The following is a 13,656-nucleotide window of genomic DNA, read 5'->3' as shown; positions in this document are numbered from 1 at the left end:
CCTTACAGATCTCTTAGACGGTGACAACGGCGGTCGGGTCGATGAAGACCTCGCCGCCCTCGATCGTCACGGCGTAGACGGGGACCGGCTCGTAGGCCGGAAGGGTGATGGGCTTGCCGGTGTTGAGCGAGAACTTGGAGCCGTGCGCCCAGCACTCGAGGGTGTCGTCCTCCACGAAACCCTCGGACAGCGAGATGTCACCGTGGGTGCAGGTGTCGCCGATCGCGTGGATGTCGCCGGCCGAGTCGCGCACGAGGGCGATCGGCAGTCCGTCGATCACGACGCGCACTGCGGCTCCGACCTCGAGGTCGGTTTCGGCGCAGACCTTGATTGCGGCCATCAGCTCTGGGCTCCTTCCGGCACGAGTGCCGACTCGATTGCGGATTCGAGCCGCTTCTGCAGCTCGGGTGAGCCGATCCGCTGCACGATCTCGGCGAGGAACCCGCGGACGACGAGTCGCCTCGCCTCCTCCTCGCTGATTCCGCGCGCCTGCAGGTAGAACAGCTGCTCGTCGTCGAAGCGACCCGATGCACTCGCGTGACCGGCTCCGGCGATGTCGCCGGTCTCGATCTCGAGATTCGGGATCGAATCGGCGCGGGCGCCGTCGGTGAGCAACAGGTTGCGGTTCTGCTCGTAGCTGTCCGTTCCCGCCGCCGACTGGCGGATGAGCACGTCACCGATCCAGACGGTGTGCGCCCCCCTGCCCTGCAGCGCACCCTTGTAGGTGACACGTGACTTGGTCTTGGGGGCGTCGTGGTCGACGAAGACCTGCTGCTCGATGTGCTGGCCGGTGGTTGCGAAGTACGCGCCGTACAGTTCGACGTCGGCGCCCTCGCTCACGAGGTGCACCGAGGGATTGATCCGGATGACGTCGCCGTCGAGCGAGACGGAGACGTGCCGCAGCTTGGCGTCACGGCCGACCCGGGCGAAGTGGCTCGCGAGGTGGATCGCGTCGTCGTTCCACTGCTGCACACTCACCACGGTGAGGTCGGCGCCGTCTTCGACGATGATCTCCACGTTCTCGGCAAGCAGGGCAGCTCCCGAGTTGTGCAGCACGATGTGGCCGCGGCTGTGCTTCTTCGCGGTGATGATCGTGTGCGCCGCACGGGGAGCACCGTCGAGGCCCGAGCGCTCGAGGGCGAGATCCTCGATCTCGTCCCCGTCGATCGTGATCGCGAGGGCGCGCTCGAAGCTCGACCAGGCGTTCGCGGATGCGCGGTCCTCCGGCACGCCGGCCGACCCGACCGAAGCATCCGCTCGGTCGACCCACTCGATGCTCACGCCGGGCGTCGCCACGGTGTCGTAGTGCCAGGCGCCGCCGTCGAGCACTCCCTCGATGAGAGGGCGCAGCTTGGCGATGGGGCTGAATTTCCACTCGATTTCACGGCCGGTGACGGTCGGGAAATCCGAGGTGTTCGTTGACTTGAAGCGTTCCGAACGGGTCTGCACAGGGACATAGCTCGACCCGCCGTCGCTGCGCGGCGCGCGGCCGGTCTGCGTGGGGTCGAGCTCTGCCTGCTGCCGAGTACCTTCGTTGATCTTGAGGGGGCTTGCAGGAGCTGACATCTAGCCGACGGATCCTTCCATACCCATTTCGATGAGTTTATTGAGTTCGAGTGCGTACTCCATTGGGAGTTCGCGGGAGATCGGTTCGATGAAGCCACGCACGATCATGGCCATGGCCTCGTCCTCCGGCATGCCGCGGCTCTGCAGGTAGAAGAGCTGCTCGGCGCTGACACGGGAGACGGTAGCCTCGTGGCCCATCTGCACGTCGTCCTCGCGGATATCCGTGGTCGGGTACGTGTCCGAGCGTGAGATGGTGTCGACGAGCAGCGCGTCGCAGCGCACCGTGTTCGCCGAGTGGTGGGCGCCCTCGGCGATGCGGACCTCTCCGCGGTATCCCGTGCGTCCGCCTCCGCGGGCGATCGACTTGGAGACGATCGAGGACTGTGTGTGCGGCGCCATGTGAACCATCTTGGCTCCGGCATCCTGATGCTGGCCGGGCCCGGCGAACGCGACCGACAGGGTCTCGCCCTTCGCGCGCTCACCCACGAGGTAGATGGACGGGTACTTCATCGTGACCTTGGATCCGATGTTGCCGTCGATCCACTCCATCGTCGCACCCTCGTGCGCGATGGCACGCTTGGTGACGAGGTTGTAGACGTTGTTCGACCAGTTCTGGATCGTCGTGTATCGAACGCGGGCGTTCTTCTTCACGATGATCTCGACCACGGCGGAGTGCAGCGAGTCCGACTTGTAGATCGGTGCAGTGCAGCCCTCGATGTAGTGAACGTAGCTGCCCTCGTCCGCGATGATGAGCGTGCGCTCGAACTGGCCCATGTTCTCGGTGTTGATGCGGAAGTAGGCCTGCAGCGGGATCTCGACGTGCACGCCCTTCGGCACGTAGACGAAGGAGCCACCGGACCAGACCGAGGTGTTGAGCGCGGCGAACTTGTTGTCGCCCTCGGGGATGACAGTGCCGAAGTACTCCTGGAACAACTCCGGGTGCTCTTTGAGCGCTGTGTCGGTGTCCATGAATATGACGCCCTGCGCCTCGAGCTCCGCGTTGATCGAGTGGAAGACGACCTCCGACTCGTACTGGGCGGCCACCCCGGAGACGAGGCGCTGGCGCTCCGCCTCGGGGATACCGAGCTTCTCGTACGTGTTGCGGATGTCTTCGGGGAGGTCCTCCCAGGTCTGCGCCTGCTTCTCGGTGGAGCGGACGAAGTATTTGATGTTGTCGAAGTCGATGCCAGAAAGGTCGGCGCCCCATGTCGGCATCGGTTTCTTTCCGAACAGCGCCAGACCCTTGAGCCGCTTCTTGAGCATCCATTCCGGCTCGCTCTTGAGCGCCGAGATGTCGGCGACGACTTCGGGCGAGATTCCGCGTTTCGCGGAGGCGCCGGCGACGTCGGAGTCAGACCATCCGAATTCGTACGTGCCAAGGCCGTCGAGTTCGGGTCGTTCGATGAGTACGTCAGACATGATTACCTCTTTCCAACCATTCCCAACCGAGGTGATCGGGGTGGTATTCCGGGCCGCGAACTGCCTTGACGGAGCGACTGCCCCGACGCGCTCCCCCGTACGTGCTGCGCGGTGGGAGGTGTGGTTGCGAGTTCTGGCCCGGCCACTGCATCGCGTGCCCGGCCCAAGACGTGCTTTCCGGACTAAATCATTCTACAGGGAACACTCGGGAATGCGGGGCTCTGAGCCTGTGAAGGCACTGGCACAACGCGCCGGTTTCCTCGCAGGTGGCGCTGCCTAGAATGAGAGCATCGACACTGATTTTGGAGTCTCCGAGTGAACAGCGCGCTTTCTCGCCTGCGGACGGTCATCGCACCGGTTTCCGCCTGGCTCCCGTCCACGATCGACCGACGCGTTCGGGTGATGGCATGGCTCTCGCTCGTCGCCCAGATCCTGATCGTGGGCACGGGAGGCGCGGTGCGACTCACCGGCTCAGGGCTCGGCTGCCCGACCTGGCCGCGCTGCACGGCGGACTCGTTCGTCAGCACCCCCGAGCAGGGCATCCACGGTGTGATCGAGTTCGGCAATCGCCTGCTCACCTTCGTGCTCATCCTCATCGCGATCGCGATGTTCCTGTTCGTCGTCCGGATGCGCAAGCAGCGCCCCGAGCTGTTCCGGCTCGCGCTCGTCATCGGTCTCGGCATCCCGTTCCAGGGCGTCATCGGCGGCATCACGGTACTGACAAATCTCGACCCCTACGTCGTCGGACTGCACTTCGTGCTCTCGACCGGTCTCGTGGTGCTCGCGACGGTGCTCGTCTACCGGGTCTACCGAGGCCGCCGAGGAGCCGCGTTCGTGGCGCCGGGGTGGTACGTCACGACCGGCTACCTCGCCTCATTTTTCGTCGGGGTGACGATTATCGTCGGGATCCTGACGACGGGTTCCGGCCCCCACGCCGGCGACAAGGGGTCAGCGCGCAACGGCCTCGACTCGGAGCTGTTGCAGCACCTGCACAGCTACCCGGCCTACATCACGCTCGCTCTCACGATTGTGCTGCTCGTCGGTGCGCTTCGGATGCGGCTTCCCGCGGTCGTCAAGGCGGTCGGGCTGCTGCTTGCGGTGGAGTTTGCGCAGATCATCGTCGGCATCAGCCAGTCCCGCATGGGGCTGCCCGAACTGCTCGTCGGCATCCACATGGTGCTCGCGTGCGTGCTCGCTGCCGCAATGACGTCGGTGATGCTCAACCTTCGGAGCCGCGCCGTGCCGGTTTCGCTCCCCGCGAACGAGCAGCCGGTCGGAAGCGCTGCGGTCTGAGCCAGACGGCAGGTGGCGAGGACCGCGGCTGGCTAGAACGGCAGAAGCGGGTCGACGCCGACGGCGATGAACAGGAGCGTCAGGTACGAGATCGAGCTGTGGAACACGCGCATCGGCTTGACTTCGTCGTGCCGGATAGCGGTGCTGTACAAGCGGTGGGACTCGATGACGAACCAGCCGCCCGCCGCGACCGCGACCACCGTGTACAGGATGCCCATGGAGGCGACCGGGATCAGCAGCAGCGAACAGGTCACCGTGGCCCACGCGTAGAGCACGACCTGGAGCCCGACGAGCGTGCGCCCGCGTACGACCGCGAGCATCGGCACGTTGACCGAGGCGTAGTCGGCGCGATAGCGCATGGACAGCGGCCAGTAGTGCGGTGGGGTCCAGAGGAACACCACAAAGAAGAGAATGACGGGCGCCCAGTCGAGGGAGCCGGTGACAGCGGCCCAGCCGATCAGAACGGGGAAGCATCCGGCGATTCCGCCCCACACGATGTTCTGCGCCGTGCGGCGCTTGAGCCAGAGGGTGTACACGACCACGTAGAAGAAGATCGCGGCGGCCGAGAGGGCGGCGGCGAGCAAGTTGGTCGTGACCGCGAGCCAGACAATCGACGCGATGCCGACGAGCCACGCGAACACGAGGGCCTCGCGGTCAGTGAGCTCACCTGTGACGAGCGGCCGATTCTTCGTGCGCTCCATCACCCGGTCGATGTCACGGTCGATATAGCAGTTGAACGCGCCAGCAGAGCCGGCGCTGAGCGACCCGCCGACGAGGGTCGCGACGACCAACCACAGGTTCGGGATTCCGTTCTGTGCCAGAACCATCACGGGTGCGGTCGTCACGAGCAGCAGCTCGATCACTCGGGGTTTCGTCAGCGCGACATAGGCGCGAGCCTTGCGAGCGAACCCGGGCCTCTCGCGCGCTGCGCGGGCCTTGACGGTTACGTCCATTGCTCCTCTAACCGGATTCATTACCGAGTCAAGTCTAGTTGATCGAAGTTGGGACCTCTCCCGACGCGAGGGGTCAAGAGAGACGCGCCAGCAGGCCGATTCTCTATACTGGAGATGCTTGCCAGCCGTTAGCGACCCTCCTCTGCCTCGAAATTGACTGGTGTGGCGAGGTTCGACGCGGTTATGCCGTTGATGTCAGCGGCAAGCCACACCTCATGTGCGGGCGATGGTCACAGGCCTGGCCCCACAGCGAACGAAGGGTCGACAACCAAGTGCAGAATTTTCAGTGGGATTCCCTCGACAGCAGAGCAGTCGACACCGCTCGCATCCTCGCCGCGGACGCGGTTGAGAAAGCCGGAAATGGACATCCGGGTACGGCGATGAGCCTCGCTCCCGCCGCCTACCTGCTCTTCCAGAAGGTCATGCGGCGCGATCCGAGCGACAACACCTGGATCGGTCGTGACCGCTTCGTCCTCTCGGCCGGCCACAGCTCGCTGACCCAGTACGTGCAGTTCTACCTCGGCGGCTACGGCCTCGAGCTCGACGACCTCAAGGCGTTGCGCACCTGGGGCTCGAAGACACCCGGCCACCCCGAGTACGGCCACACCGACGGGGTCGAGATCACTACGGGCCCGCTCGGACAGGGCCTCGCCTCGGCGGTGGGATTCGCCTACGCGTCGCGATTTGAGCGTGGCCTCTTCGACCCGGATGCCGCGGCGGGCGAGAGCCCTTTCGACCACCACATCTATGCGATCGCCAGCGACGGCGACCTGCAGGAGGGCATCACGAGCGAGGCTTCGTCGCTCGCGGGCCACCAGCAGCTCGGCAACCTCATTGCGATCTACGACAGCAACCAGATCTCGATCGAGGACGACACCGACATCGCCTTCACCGAAGATGTGAAGGCGCGCTACGAGGCCTACAACTGGCACGTCCAGGTCGTGGATTGGAAGAAGACCGGCGACTACATCGAGGACCTCGTTGAGTTGAACGATGCCATCGACGCAGCCAAGGCCGAGGGCGGCAAGCCGTCACTCATCATCCTGCGCACGATCATCGGCTGGCCGTCGCCGAAGAAGCAGAACACCGGAAAGATCCACGGGTCCGCGCTCGGCGCCGACGAGCTCGCCGCGGTGAAGACCATTCTCGGTTTCGACCCGGAGCAGTCGTTCGCCGTCGACGACGACGTGCTGACCCACACCCGCAAGGCCGTCGAGCGCGGCCAGGCAGCGCACGCCGAGTGGACCATCCAGTTCGACGCGTGGGCCGCGGCCCAGCCGGAGCGCAAGGACCTCCTCGACCGTATGCTCGCCGGCAACCTGCCCGACGGGGTCGCTGAGGCGCTGCCGGTGTTCCCGGCAGGCAAGGACGTGTCCACGCGTGCCGCGTCAGGCAAGGTCCTGAACGCCCTCGGCCCGGTCATCCCAGAACTGTGGGGTGGCTCCGCCGACCTCGCCGAATCGAACAACACGTCCATCGAGGGTGCGGCGTCGTTCGTTCCCGCCGAGCACTCCACCGGGGAGTGGACGGGCAACAAGTACGGACGGGTGCTCCACTTCGGTATCCGCGAGCACGCGATGGCCGGGATCCTGAACGGAATCGTGCTGCACGGCAACACGCGCCCGTTCGGCGGCACATTCCTGATCTTCAGCGACTACATGCGTCCGGCCGTGCGTCTCGCCGCGCTCATGCAGGCACCGTCGATCTTCGTGTGGACGCACGACTCGGTGGCCCTCGGCGCCGACGGTCCGACCCACCAGCCGGTCGAGCAGCTCGCGACACTGCGCGCCATTCCGGGCCTGGACGTCGTCAGGCCCGCGGATGCGAATGAGACCGCGCACGCCTGGCACGCGATCCTCGGTCGGCGCCGCGGTCCGGCCGGAATCGTGCTCTCCCGCCAGAACCTGCCCGTCTTCGACCGCGGCGACGACGTCGCGAACGGCGACACCCTCGCCTCGGCGCAGTACGCAGTGAACGGCGCCTATGTGCTCGCGGAGGCCGCCGGCGGTACCCCCGACGTGATCATCATCGCGACAGGATCCGAGGTTCAGTTCGCCCTCGAGGCCCGGGCGGCGCTGGCAGGCGAGGGGATCGGCGCGCGAGTCGTGTCCGCCCCCAGCCTGGAATGGTTCGCCGAGCAGAGCGCCGAGTACCGAGAGCAGGTGCTCCCCGCCGCGGTGAAGGCTCGGGTATCGGTCGAGGCCGGAATCGCCCTCGGCTGGCGTGAGTACATCGGCGACGCCGGACGCAGCGTCTCCATCGAGCATTTCGGCGCTTCCGCTGACTACGAGACCCTGTACCGCGAGTTCGGCATGACGACCGAGAGTGTGATCGCGGCCGCCAAGGATTCGTTGTCCGCCGTACGGGCGACCGGCAACTGACAACCAACAACCGAAAGAAGATCGTCATGACCGAAACCCTTTCCCCCACCGCAACCCTGTCGGCCACCGGCGTGAGCATCTGGCTCGACGACCTCTCGCGCGAGCGAATCAACTCGGGAGGCCTGCAGAACCTCATCGCAGAGAAGAACGTCGTCGGCATCACCACGAACCCGACGATCTTCGCCAGCGCACTCGCCAAGGGCGAGGCGTACGACGCCCAGATCGCCGAGCTCGCAGCGAGCGGAACGAGCGTGACCGACGCGGTGTTCGAGATCACCACGGCCGACGTCGCCGACGCCTGCGACATCTTCCGCCCCGTGTACGACAGCACCGCCGGATTCGACGGCCGCGTGTCGATCGAGGTCGAGCCCGATCTCGCCCACGACGCCGCTCGCACGTCCGAGGAGGCACAGCGGCTCTGGGCCAAGGTCAACCGGCCGAACGTGATGATCAAGATCCCCGCCACAGTCGAGGGACTCGAGGCCATCGCAAACACGATCGGCCAGGGGATCAGCGTCAACGTGACCCTGATTTTCAGCCTCGAGCGCTACCGCGACGTGATCAACGCCTACCTCACCGGTCTCGAGACGGCGAAGTCCGCTGGCCACGACCTCTCCAGCATCCACTCGGTCGCGTCCTTCTTCGTGTCGCGCGTCGACACCGAGATCGACAAGCGGCTCGAGAGCATCGGCACCGGCGAGGCCACCGCGCTCAAGAGCAAGGCGGGGGTCGCGAATGCGCGCCTGGCCTACCAGGTGTTCGAGCAGTCCTTCACGAGCGAGCGCGCGGCTGGCCTGCTTGCGGCCGGGGCGAACAAACAGCGTCCGCTCTGGGCGTCGACAGGCGTCAAGGACCCGAACCTGCCCGATACCCTCTACGTCACCGAGCTCGCCGTCGCCGACACCGTCAACACCATGCCGGAGAAGACCCTCGACGCGACCTTCGACCACGCAGTGATCGCCGGCGACGCCGTCACCGGCAACTACGACTCCGCGAACGGTGTGCTCGACGCACTCGACTCGCTGGGGATCTCCTACGATGACGTCACGCAGCTGCTCGAGCGCGAGGGCGTCGAGAAGTTCCAGGTCTCCTGGAACGAACTCCTCGACACTGTGACCGCAGCCCTCGAGGCAGCCAAGTGACCTTTGACATCGCCGTCACCGGGGCGGCCGCCGACGCGGTCGCCCGGATGGTGCCGCAGCTCGTGAGCGACGGGGTCGCATCCGGGATCACGACGCAGGATTCGAGCCTCTGGGGCGCCGACGCCGAGGACGAGGCGTCCAGGCGCCTCGGCTGGGTCGAGGCCGTCGCGGCCTCCGAGGCGCTGGTGCCGGACATCATCGCGCTGCGCGACCTGCTGCGCTCCCGCGGCGTCAACCACATCGTGCTTGGAGGAATGGGCGGATCCTCGCTCGCCCCCGAGGTCATCGCGCGCACCGCCGGCGTCGAGCTGACCGTACTCGACACGACAGACCCGGGGCAGGTGCTCTCCGCGCTCCACGACCGCCTCGCGACGACCGCCCTGGTGATCTCATCGAAGTCGGGCTCGACGGTCGAGACCGACAGCCAGAAGCGCGTGTACGAGCAGGCGTTCCGCGAGCACGGGATCGACCCCGTCGACCGGATCGTCATCGTGACAGACCCCGGCTCGCCGCTGGACTCATCGGCGCGGGCCGACGGCTACCGCGTGTTCAACGCCGACCCCAACGTCGGCGGCCGATTCTCGGCCCTGACCGCGTTCGGACTGGTGCCGTGCGGGCTCGCCGGAGTCGACATCCAACACCTGCTCGACGACGCAGAATCAGTCAGCCTGCAGCTCGCCCTCGACACCCCGAGCAACCCGGGGCTCGTGCTGGGTGCGGCAATCGCAGGCACGAGGCCGCTCAAGGACAAGCTCGGCATCGTCGCGGACGGCACGTACATCGTCGGGTTCGGCGATTGGGCGGAACAGCTCATCGCCGAGTCGACAGGCAAGCACGGCAGGGGCATCCTTCCCGTCGTTCTCCACGTCGACTCCCCCGAGATCTCCGCCGGGCTGCCCGACCTGCAGATCGTGCGCCTTGTGCACGACAGGCGCGCGACCGAGGAGGTCATCGAGGGCGAGATCGAGATCAGCGGCACCCTCGGGGCGCAGATCCTCGTCTGGGAGTACGCCACCGCGGTCGCCGGGCGGCTGCTCGGCATCAACCCGTTCGACCAGCCGGACGTCGAGTCGGCGAAGATCGCCACGCGCGGGCTGCTCGACGCCCGCCCGCAGCCCTCGGCCGCGGCGTTCGTCGACGGCGAGATCGAGGTGCGCGGCACCGGTGTCGACGGCGTCGACTCCGTGCGCGCGGCCGTCGACGGGCTCCTCGAGCAGCTCGGGCCCGACGGGTACCTGTCGATCCAGGCCTACGCCAACAGGATCGCGTTCCGCGAGCTCGCGCAGCTCCGCTCGATCCTCGCCGAGCGCGCCGGCAGGCCCGTCACCTTCGGCTGGGGGCCGCGCTTCCTGCACTCGACGGGCCAGCTCCACAAGGGTGGACCCGGCGTCGGAGTGTTCTTGCAGATCACCACGGTGGAGCTGCTCGACCTCGAGATCCCCGGCCGCCCGTTCAGCTTCGGTCAGCTCATCCAGGCGCAGGCGGCGGGTGATGCGACCGTGCTCGCCGAGCACGGTCGGCCGGTGCTGACGCTCACGCTGCACGACCCCGCGAACACCGTCGAGGCGCTCCTGAGCGCCCTGCGCTGACGCGAACACACGACAGAAGACCAGAAAACAAGGAGCCGCATGCCCCCGGTGGAGATCACCCCGGAGTTCAATCCGCTGCGATTGGCCACCGATCGCCGACTCAGCCGCATCGCCGGGCCGAGTGGGCTCATCATCTTCGGTGTGACGGGAGACCTGTCACGCAAGAAGCTCATGCCCGCGGTCTACGACCTCGCCAACCGCGGCCTGCTGCCGCCGGGCTTCGCCCTCGTCGGGTTCGCGCGGCGCGACTGGGAAACACAGGACTTCGAGAAGGTCGTCCACGATGCGGTCAAGCAGTATGCCCGCACACCGTTTGACGACGACGTGTGGAAGCAGCTCGCGCAGGGCATCCGCTTCGTGCAGGGCGAGTTCGACGATGACGCGGCCTTCGCCAGGCTCAAGGACACCGTCGAAGAGCTCGACGTGCATCGGGGAACGATGGGCAACCACGCTTTCTACCTGTCGATCCCGCCGAAGTCGTTCCCCGAGGTCACCGAGCAGCTCCGCCGTTCCGGTCTCGCGGAGCAGAAAGACGGCCAGTGGCGGCGCGTCGTCATCGAGAAGCCGTTTGGCAGCGACCTGAAGACCGCGCGCGAGCTCAACGAGGTCGTCGAGTCGGTCTTCCCACCCGACTCGGTGTTCCGCATCGATCACTACCTGGGTAAGGAGACGGTGCAGAACATCCTCGCTCTGCGCTTCGCGAACCAGCTCTACGAACCGATCTGGAATGCGAACCACGTCGACCACGTGCAGATCACCATGGCCGAGGATATCGGGGTCGGCGGACGAGCTGGCTACTACGACGGCATCGGTGCCGCCCGCGACGTCATCCAGAACCACCTGCTGCAGCTGCTCGCCCTCACCGCCATGGAGGAGCCGATCTCGTTCGACGCTGCCGACCTGCGCGCGGAGAAGGAGAAGGTGCTGTCGGCCGTGCGACTGCCCAAGGATCTGGCCACGGGCACCGCGCGCGGCCAGTACTCCGGCGGCTGGCAGGGCGGAGAGAAGGTGCTTGGCTTCCTCGACGAGGAGGGTATGAACCCCGAGTCGACGACCGAGACCTTCGCGGCGATGCGGCTCGACATCGGGACGAGGCGCTGGGCCGGTGTGCCGTTCTACCTGAGGGCTGGCAAGCGGCTGGGCAGGAGGGTGACCGAAATCGCCGTCGTGTTCAAGCGCGCGCCGCAGCAGCTGTTCGCGGAGAGCCAGACCTCGGCGCTCGGCCAGAACGCCCTCGTGATCCGTGTGCAGCCCGACGAGGGCGTCACGATCCGATTCGGCTCGAAGGTCCCGGGAGCGGTCATGCAGGTGCGCGACGTCACGATGGACTTCGGCTACGGCCACGCCTTCACGGAGGCGAGCCCCGAAGCTTACGAGCGTCTCATCCTCGACGTGCTGCTCGGCGACCCGCCCCTGTTCCCGCGCCACCAAGAAGTGGAGCTGAGTTGGAAGATCCTCGACCCGATCGAGCAATTCTGGGCGACGCAGGGCAAGCCAGAGCAGTACCGGCCCGGAACCTGGGGCCCCACATCCGCCGATGACCTCCTCACGAGAGACGGCCGAACCTGGAGACGCCCATGATCGTCGACCTGCCCGACACCACCACGAGCCGCGTCTCGAAGACGCTCGTGAAGATCCGCGAGGAAGGCGGCGCCGTCGCCCTCGGGCGCGTACTGACCCTCGTCATCTCCACCTCCCTCGGCCACGAGGAGGAGGCGATCGAGGCCGCGAACGACGCGTCGCGGGAGCATCCGATGCGCGTCATCGTGATTTCCACCGCGGCAGCCGACTCCCCGGCGAAGGATGCGACGCGCCTCGACGCGCAGATCCGGGTCGGCGGCGATGCCGGCGCGAGCGAGGTCATTGTGCTCAAGGCCTATGGCGACATGGCCCAGGACGAGGAAGGCCTCGTCACGGGGCTTCTGCTGCCCGACGCCCCCGTCGTCGCGTGGTGGCCGGGTGAAGCGCCCGAGGTCGCCTCCACCTCAGCGCTGGGGCGCATCGCCCAACGTCGGATCACGGATGCCGCGGCGCAGAGCGACCCGCGCGGCTTCCTCGAGCACCTCGCCCGCACCTACTCGCCCGGAGACACCGACTTTGCCTGGACGAGACTCACCCTGTGGCGCGCGCAGCTGGCTGCGGTGCTCGACCAACCGCCGTACGAGCCGATCATCGCGGCGGAGGTGCACGGTGCGGCGGACTCGCCGTCGACGACGCTCATCGCCGCCTGGCTGGAGCTGCAGCTCGAGCTCCCGGTGCTGCACGAGGTCACGCCGTCCATTCCCGGATCCAGCGGCATCCACGGTGTCAAGCTCGATCGCTCCTCCGGAACGATCGACCTGTCCCGCTCGCATGTGAACATCGTCACCCTCGTGCAGCCGAATCAGCCGGTGCACGACATCTCACTGCCCCGTCGCAGCATGCGCGAGTGCCTCGCGGAGGAGCTTCGTCGCCTCGGCCCGGACGACCTGTACGGCGAAGTAATAACGAGAGGGTTGCTCGAATCCGTCGACGGGCGGGCCAACTCGGAGGCGCGATCCACATGACCAGTGAACGCCGGGTGCTCGTCCACCACGACCTGCCCGCTCTCGTGGGTGCCGTCGCCGCACGGTTCATCACAAAGATGATCGACCTGCTCGAGGAGAAGCCAGAGGTGCACATCGTGCTGACCGGCGGAGGCGCTGGCACCGGCATCCTCACGGCGATCAACGAGTCGGATGCCCGCGATCAGGTCGACTGGGCGCGCGTGCACATCTGGTGGGGTGACGAGCGCTGGGTGGCGCACGACCATGCCGACCGCAACGAGCGGCATGCGCGCGAGGCGCTGCTGGACCACGTGGCGCTCGCGCCCGCGCACATCCACCCGTTCCCGGCTCCCGGCGAAACCGCGGATCTCGAGACTGCGGCTGACGCCCACGCCGCCACGCTGAAGGCCTCGGCCTCGGACGGCGCGAATGTGCCGGTGTTCGACATCACCTTCCTCGGCATCGGGCCGGACGGGCATATTGCGTCGATCTTCCCGGAGTCGGTCGGGGCCAGGGTCACCGACCGCTCAGTCATCGCGGTGCGCAACGCGCCCAAGCCCCCGCCGGAGCGGCTGAGCCTGACCTTCGCGGCGATCAACGGTTCAGACCGGATCTGGCTCGCGCTCTCGGGCGTGGACAAGGCATCGGCGCTCGGGCTCGCCCTCGCAGGTGCGGCACCGTTCGAGGTTCCCGCCGCGGGCGTGAGAGGACGTCGCCGAACCGTGTTCTTCGTCGACAGCGCCGCTGCCGCCGAGGTGCCAGCGGAGCTGATCAGCCGGGAGTATTAG

General features: G+C 66.8%; 11 protein-coding genes. 7 read left to right on the top strand and 4 right to left on the bottom strand.

Features of this window, described 5'->3' with window-relative positions; translation table 11 throughout:
- Window positions 1-13: 13 nt before the first annotated feature.
- The 3 genes from BHD05_RS10745 to sufB are packed head-to-tail and all read right to left on the bottom strand — an operon-like array spanning window position 14 to window position 2,985.
- Entirely contained in the window at window positions 14-340 is a 327-nt protein-coding gene (locus BHD05_RS10745) for a non-heme iron oxygenase ferredoxin subunit (RefSeq protein ID WP_161886423.1), read from the bottom strand.
- Entirely contained in the window at window positions 340-1,566 is a 1,227-nt protein-coding gene (gene sufD, locus BHD05_RS10740; RefSeq protein ID WP_161886422.1) for a Fe-S cluster assembly protein SufD, read from the bottom strand. The genes BHD05_RS10745 and sufD overlap by 1 nt, the downstream gene beginning before the upstream one ends.
- Window positions 1,567-2,985 (bottom strand): Fe-S cluster assembly protein SufB, encoded by a 1,419-nt coding sequence (gene sufB / locus BHD05_RS10735; RefSeq protein WP_161886421.1) that lies wholly within the window; start codon window positions 2,983-2,985, stop codon window positions 1,567-1,569.
- A 348-nt stretch (window positions 2,986-3,333) separates the two neighbouring features.
- Between sufB and BHD05_RS10730 the strand changes: the two genes are divergently transcribed.
- Entirely contained in the window at window positions 3,334-4,278 is a 945-nt protein-coding gene (locus BHD05_RS10730) for a COX15/CtaA family protein (protein WP_472791977.1), read from the top strand.
- A 32-nt stretch (window positions 4,279-4,310) separates the two neighbouring features.
- Here the strand turns inward: BHD05_RS10730 and BHD05_RS10725 are convergent, their stop codons facing one another.
- Entirely contained in the window at window positions 4,311-5,231 is a 921-nt protein-coding gene (locus BHD05_RS10725; protein ID WP_161887489.1) for a heme o synthase, read from the bottom strand.
- Between the two features lie 272 nt (window positions 5,232-5,503).
- Here BHD05_RS10725 and tkt point away from each other — a divergent pair, with 272 nt between their 5' ends.
- From tkt to pgl, 6 genes are read left to right on the top strand one after another with little or no spacing between them, the layout of a single operon-like run.
- Window positions 5,504-7,612, top strand: a complete 2,109-nt coding sequence (gene tkt, locus BHD05_RS10720) for a transketolase (RefSeq protein ID WP_161886420.1) — start codon at window positions 5,504-5,506, stop codon at window positions 7,610-7,612.
- 26 nt (window positions 7,613-7,638) lie between these two features.
- Window positions 7,639-8,754: a transaldolase gene (gene tal, locus BHD05_RS10715; RefSeq protein ID WP_161886419.1), complete on the top strand. Its 1,116-nt coding sequence runs from the start codon at window positions 7,639-7,641 to the stop codon at window positions 8,752-8,754.
- Window positions 8,751-10,343, top strand: a complete 1,593-nt coding sequence (locus BHD05_RS10710) for a glucose-6-phosphate isomerase (RefSeq protein ID WP_161886418.1) — start codon at window positions 8,751-8,753, stop codon at window positions 10,341-10,343. Before tal ends, BHD05_RS10710 begins: the two co-directional genes overlap by 4 nt.
- A 39-nt stretch (window positions 10,344-10,382) precedes the next feature.
- Complete coding sequence (gene zwf, locus BHD05_RS10705; RefSeq protein WP_161886417.1) at window positions 10,383-11,924, top strand: glucose-6-phosphate dehydrogenase; 1,542 nt, start codon at window positions 10,383-10,385, stop codon at window positions 11,922-11,924.
- Window positions 11,921-12,889, top strand: coding sequence for a glucose-6-phosphate dehydrogenase assembly protein OpcA (locus BHD05_RS10700; protein ID WP_161886416.1), 969 nt, complete (start codon window positions 11,921-11,923; stop codon window positions 12,887-12,889). The genes zwf and BHD05_RS10700 overlap by 4 nt, the downstream gene beginning before the upstream one ends.
- Entirely contained in the window at window positions 12,886-13,656 is a 771-nt protein-coding gene (pgl, locus tag BHD05_RS10695) for a 6-phosphogluconolactonase (protein ID WP_161886415.1), read from the top strand. Before BHD05_RS10700 ends, pgl begins: the two co-directional genes overlap by 4 nt.

Origin of the sequence: Marisediminicola antarctica, assembly GCF_009930795.1 — a bacterium.
Classification (GTDB): Bacteria; Actinomycetota; Actinomycetes; order Actinomycetales; family Microbacteriaceae; genus Marisediminicola; species Marisediminicola antarctica.
The sequence above is the reverse complement of the archived record's forward strand: the minus strand, read 5'-3'. Positions and strand labels throughout refer to the sequence as shown.

Bases quoted from the DNA above. Each gene is read 5' to 3' on its own strand.
- BHD05_RS10745 (WP_161886423.1), bottom strand. From the start codon at position 340: ATGGCCGCAATCAAGGTCTGCGCCGAAACCGACCTCGAGGTCGGAGCC.
- BHD05_RS10700 (WP_161886416.1), top strand. From the start codon at position 11,921: ATGATCGTCGACCTGCCCGACACCACCACGAGCCGCGTCTCGAAGACG.
- pgl (WP_161886415.1), top strand. From the start codon at position 12,886: ATGACCAGTGAACGCCGGGTGCTCGTCCACCACGACCTGCCCGCTCTC.
- sufB (WP_161886421.1), bottom strand. From the start codon at position 2,985: ATGTCTGACGTACTCATCGAACGACCCGAACTCGACGGCCTTGGCACG.
- BHD05_RS10725 (WP_161887489.1), bottom strand. From the start codon at position 5,231: ATGGACGTAACCGTCAAGGCCCGCGCAGCGCGCGAGAGGCCCGGGTTC.
- tal (WP_161886419.1), top strand. From the start codon at position 7,639: ATGACCGAAACCCTTTCCCCCACCGCAACCCTGTCGGCCACCGGCGTG.
- zwf (WP_161886417.1), top strand. From the start codon at position 10,383: ATGCCCCCGGTGGAGATCACCCCGGAGTTCAATCCGCTGCGATTGGCC.
- sufD (WP_161886422.1), bottom strand. From the start codon at position 1,566: ATGTCAGCTCCTGCAAGCCCCCTCAAGATCAACGAAGGTACTCGGCAG.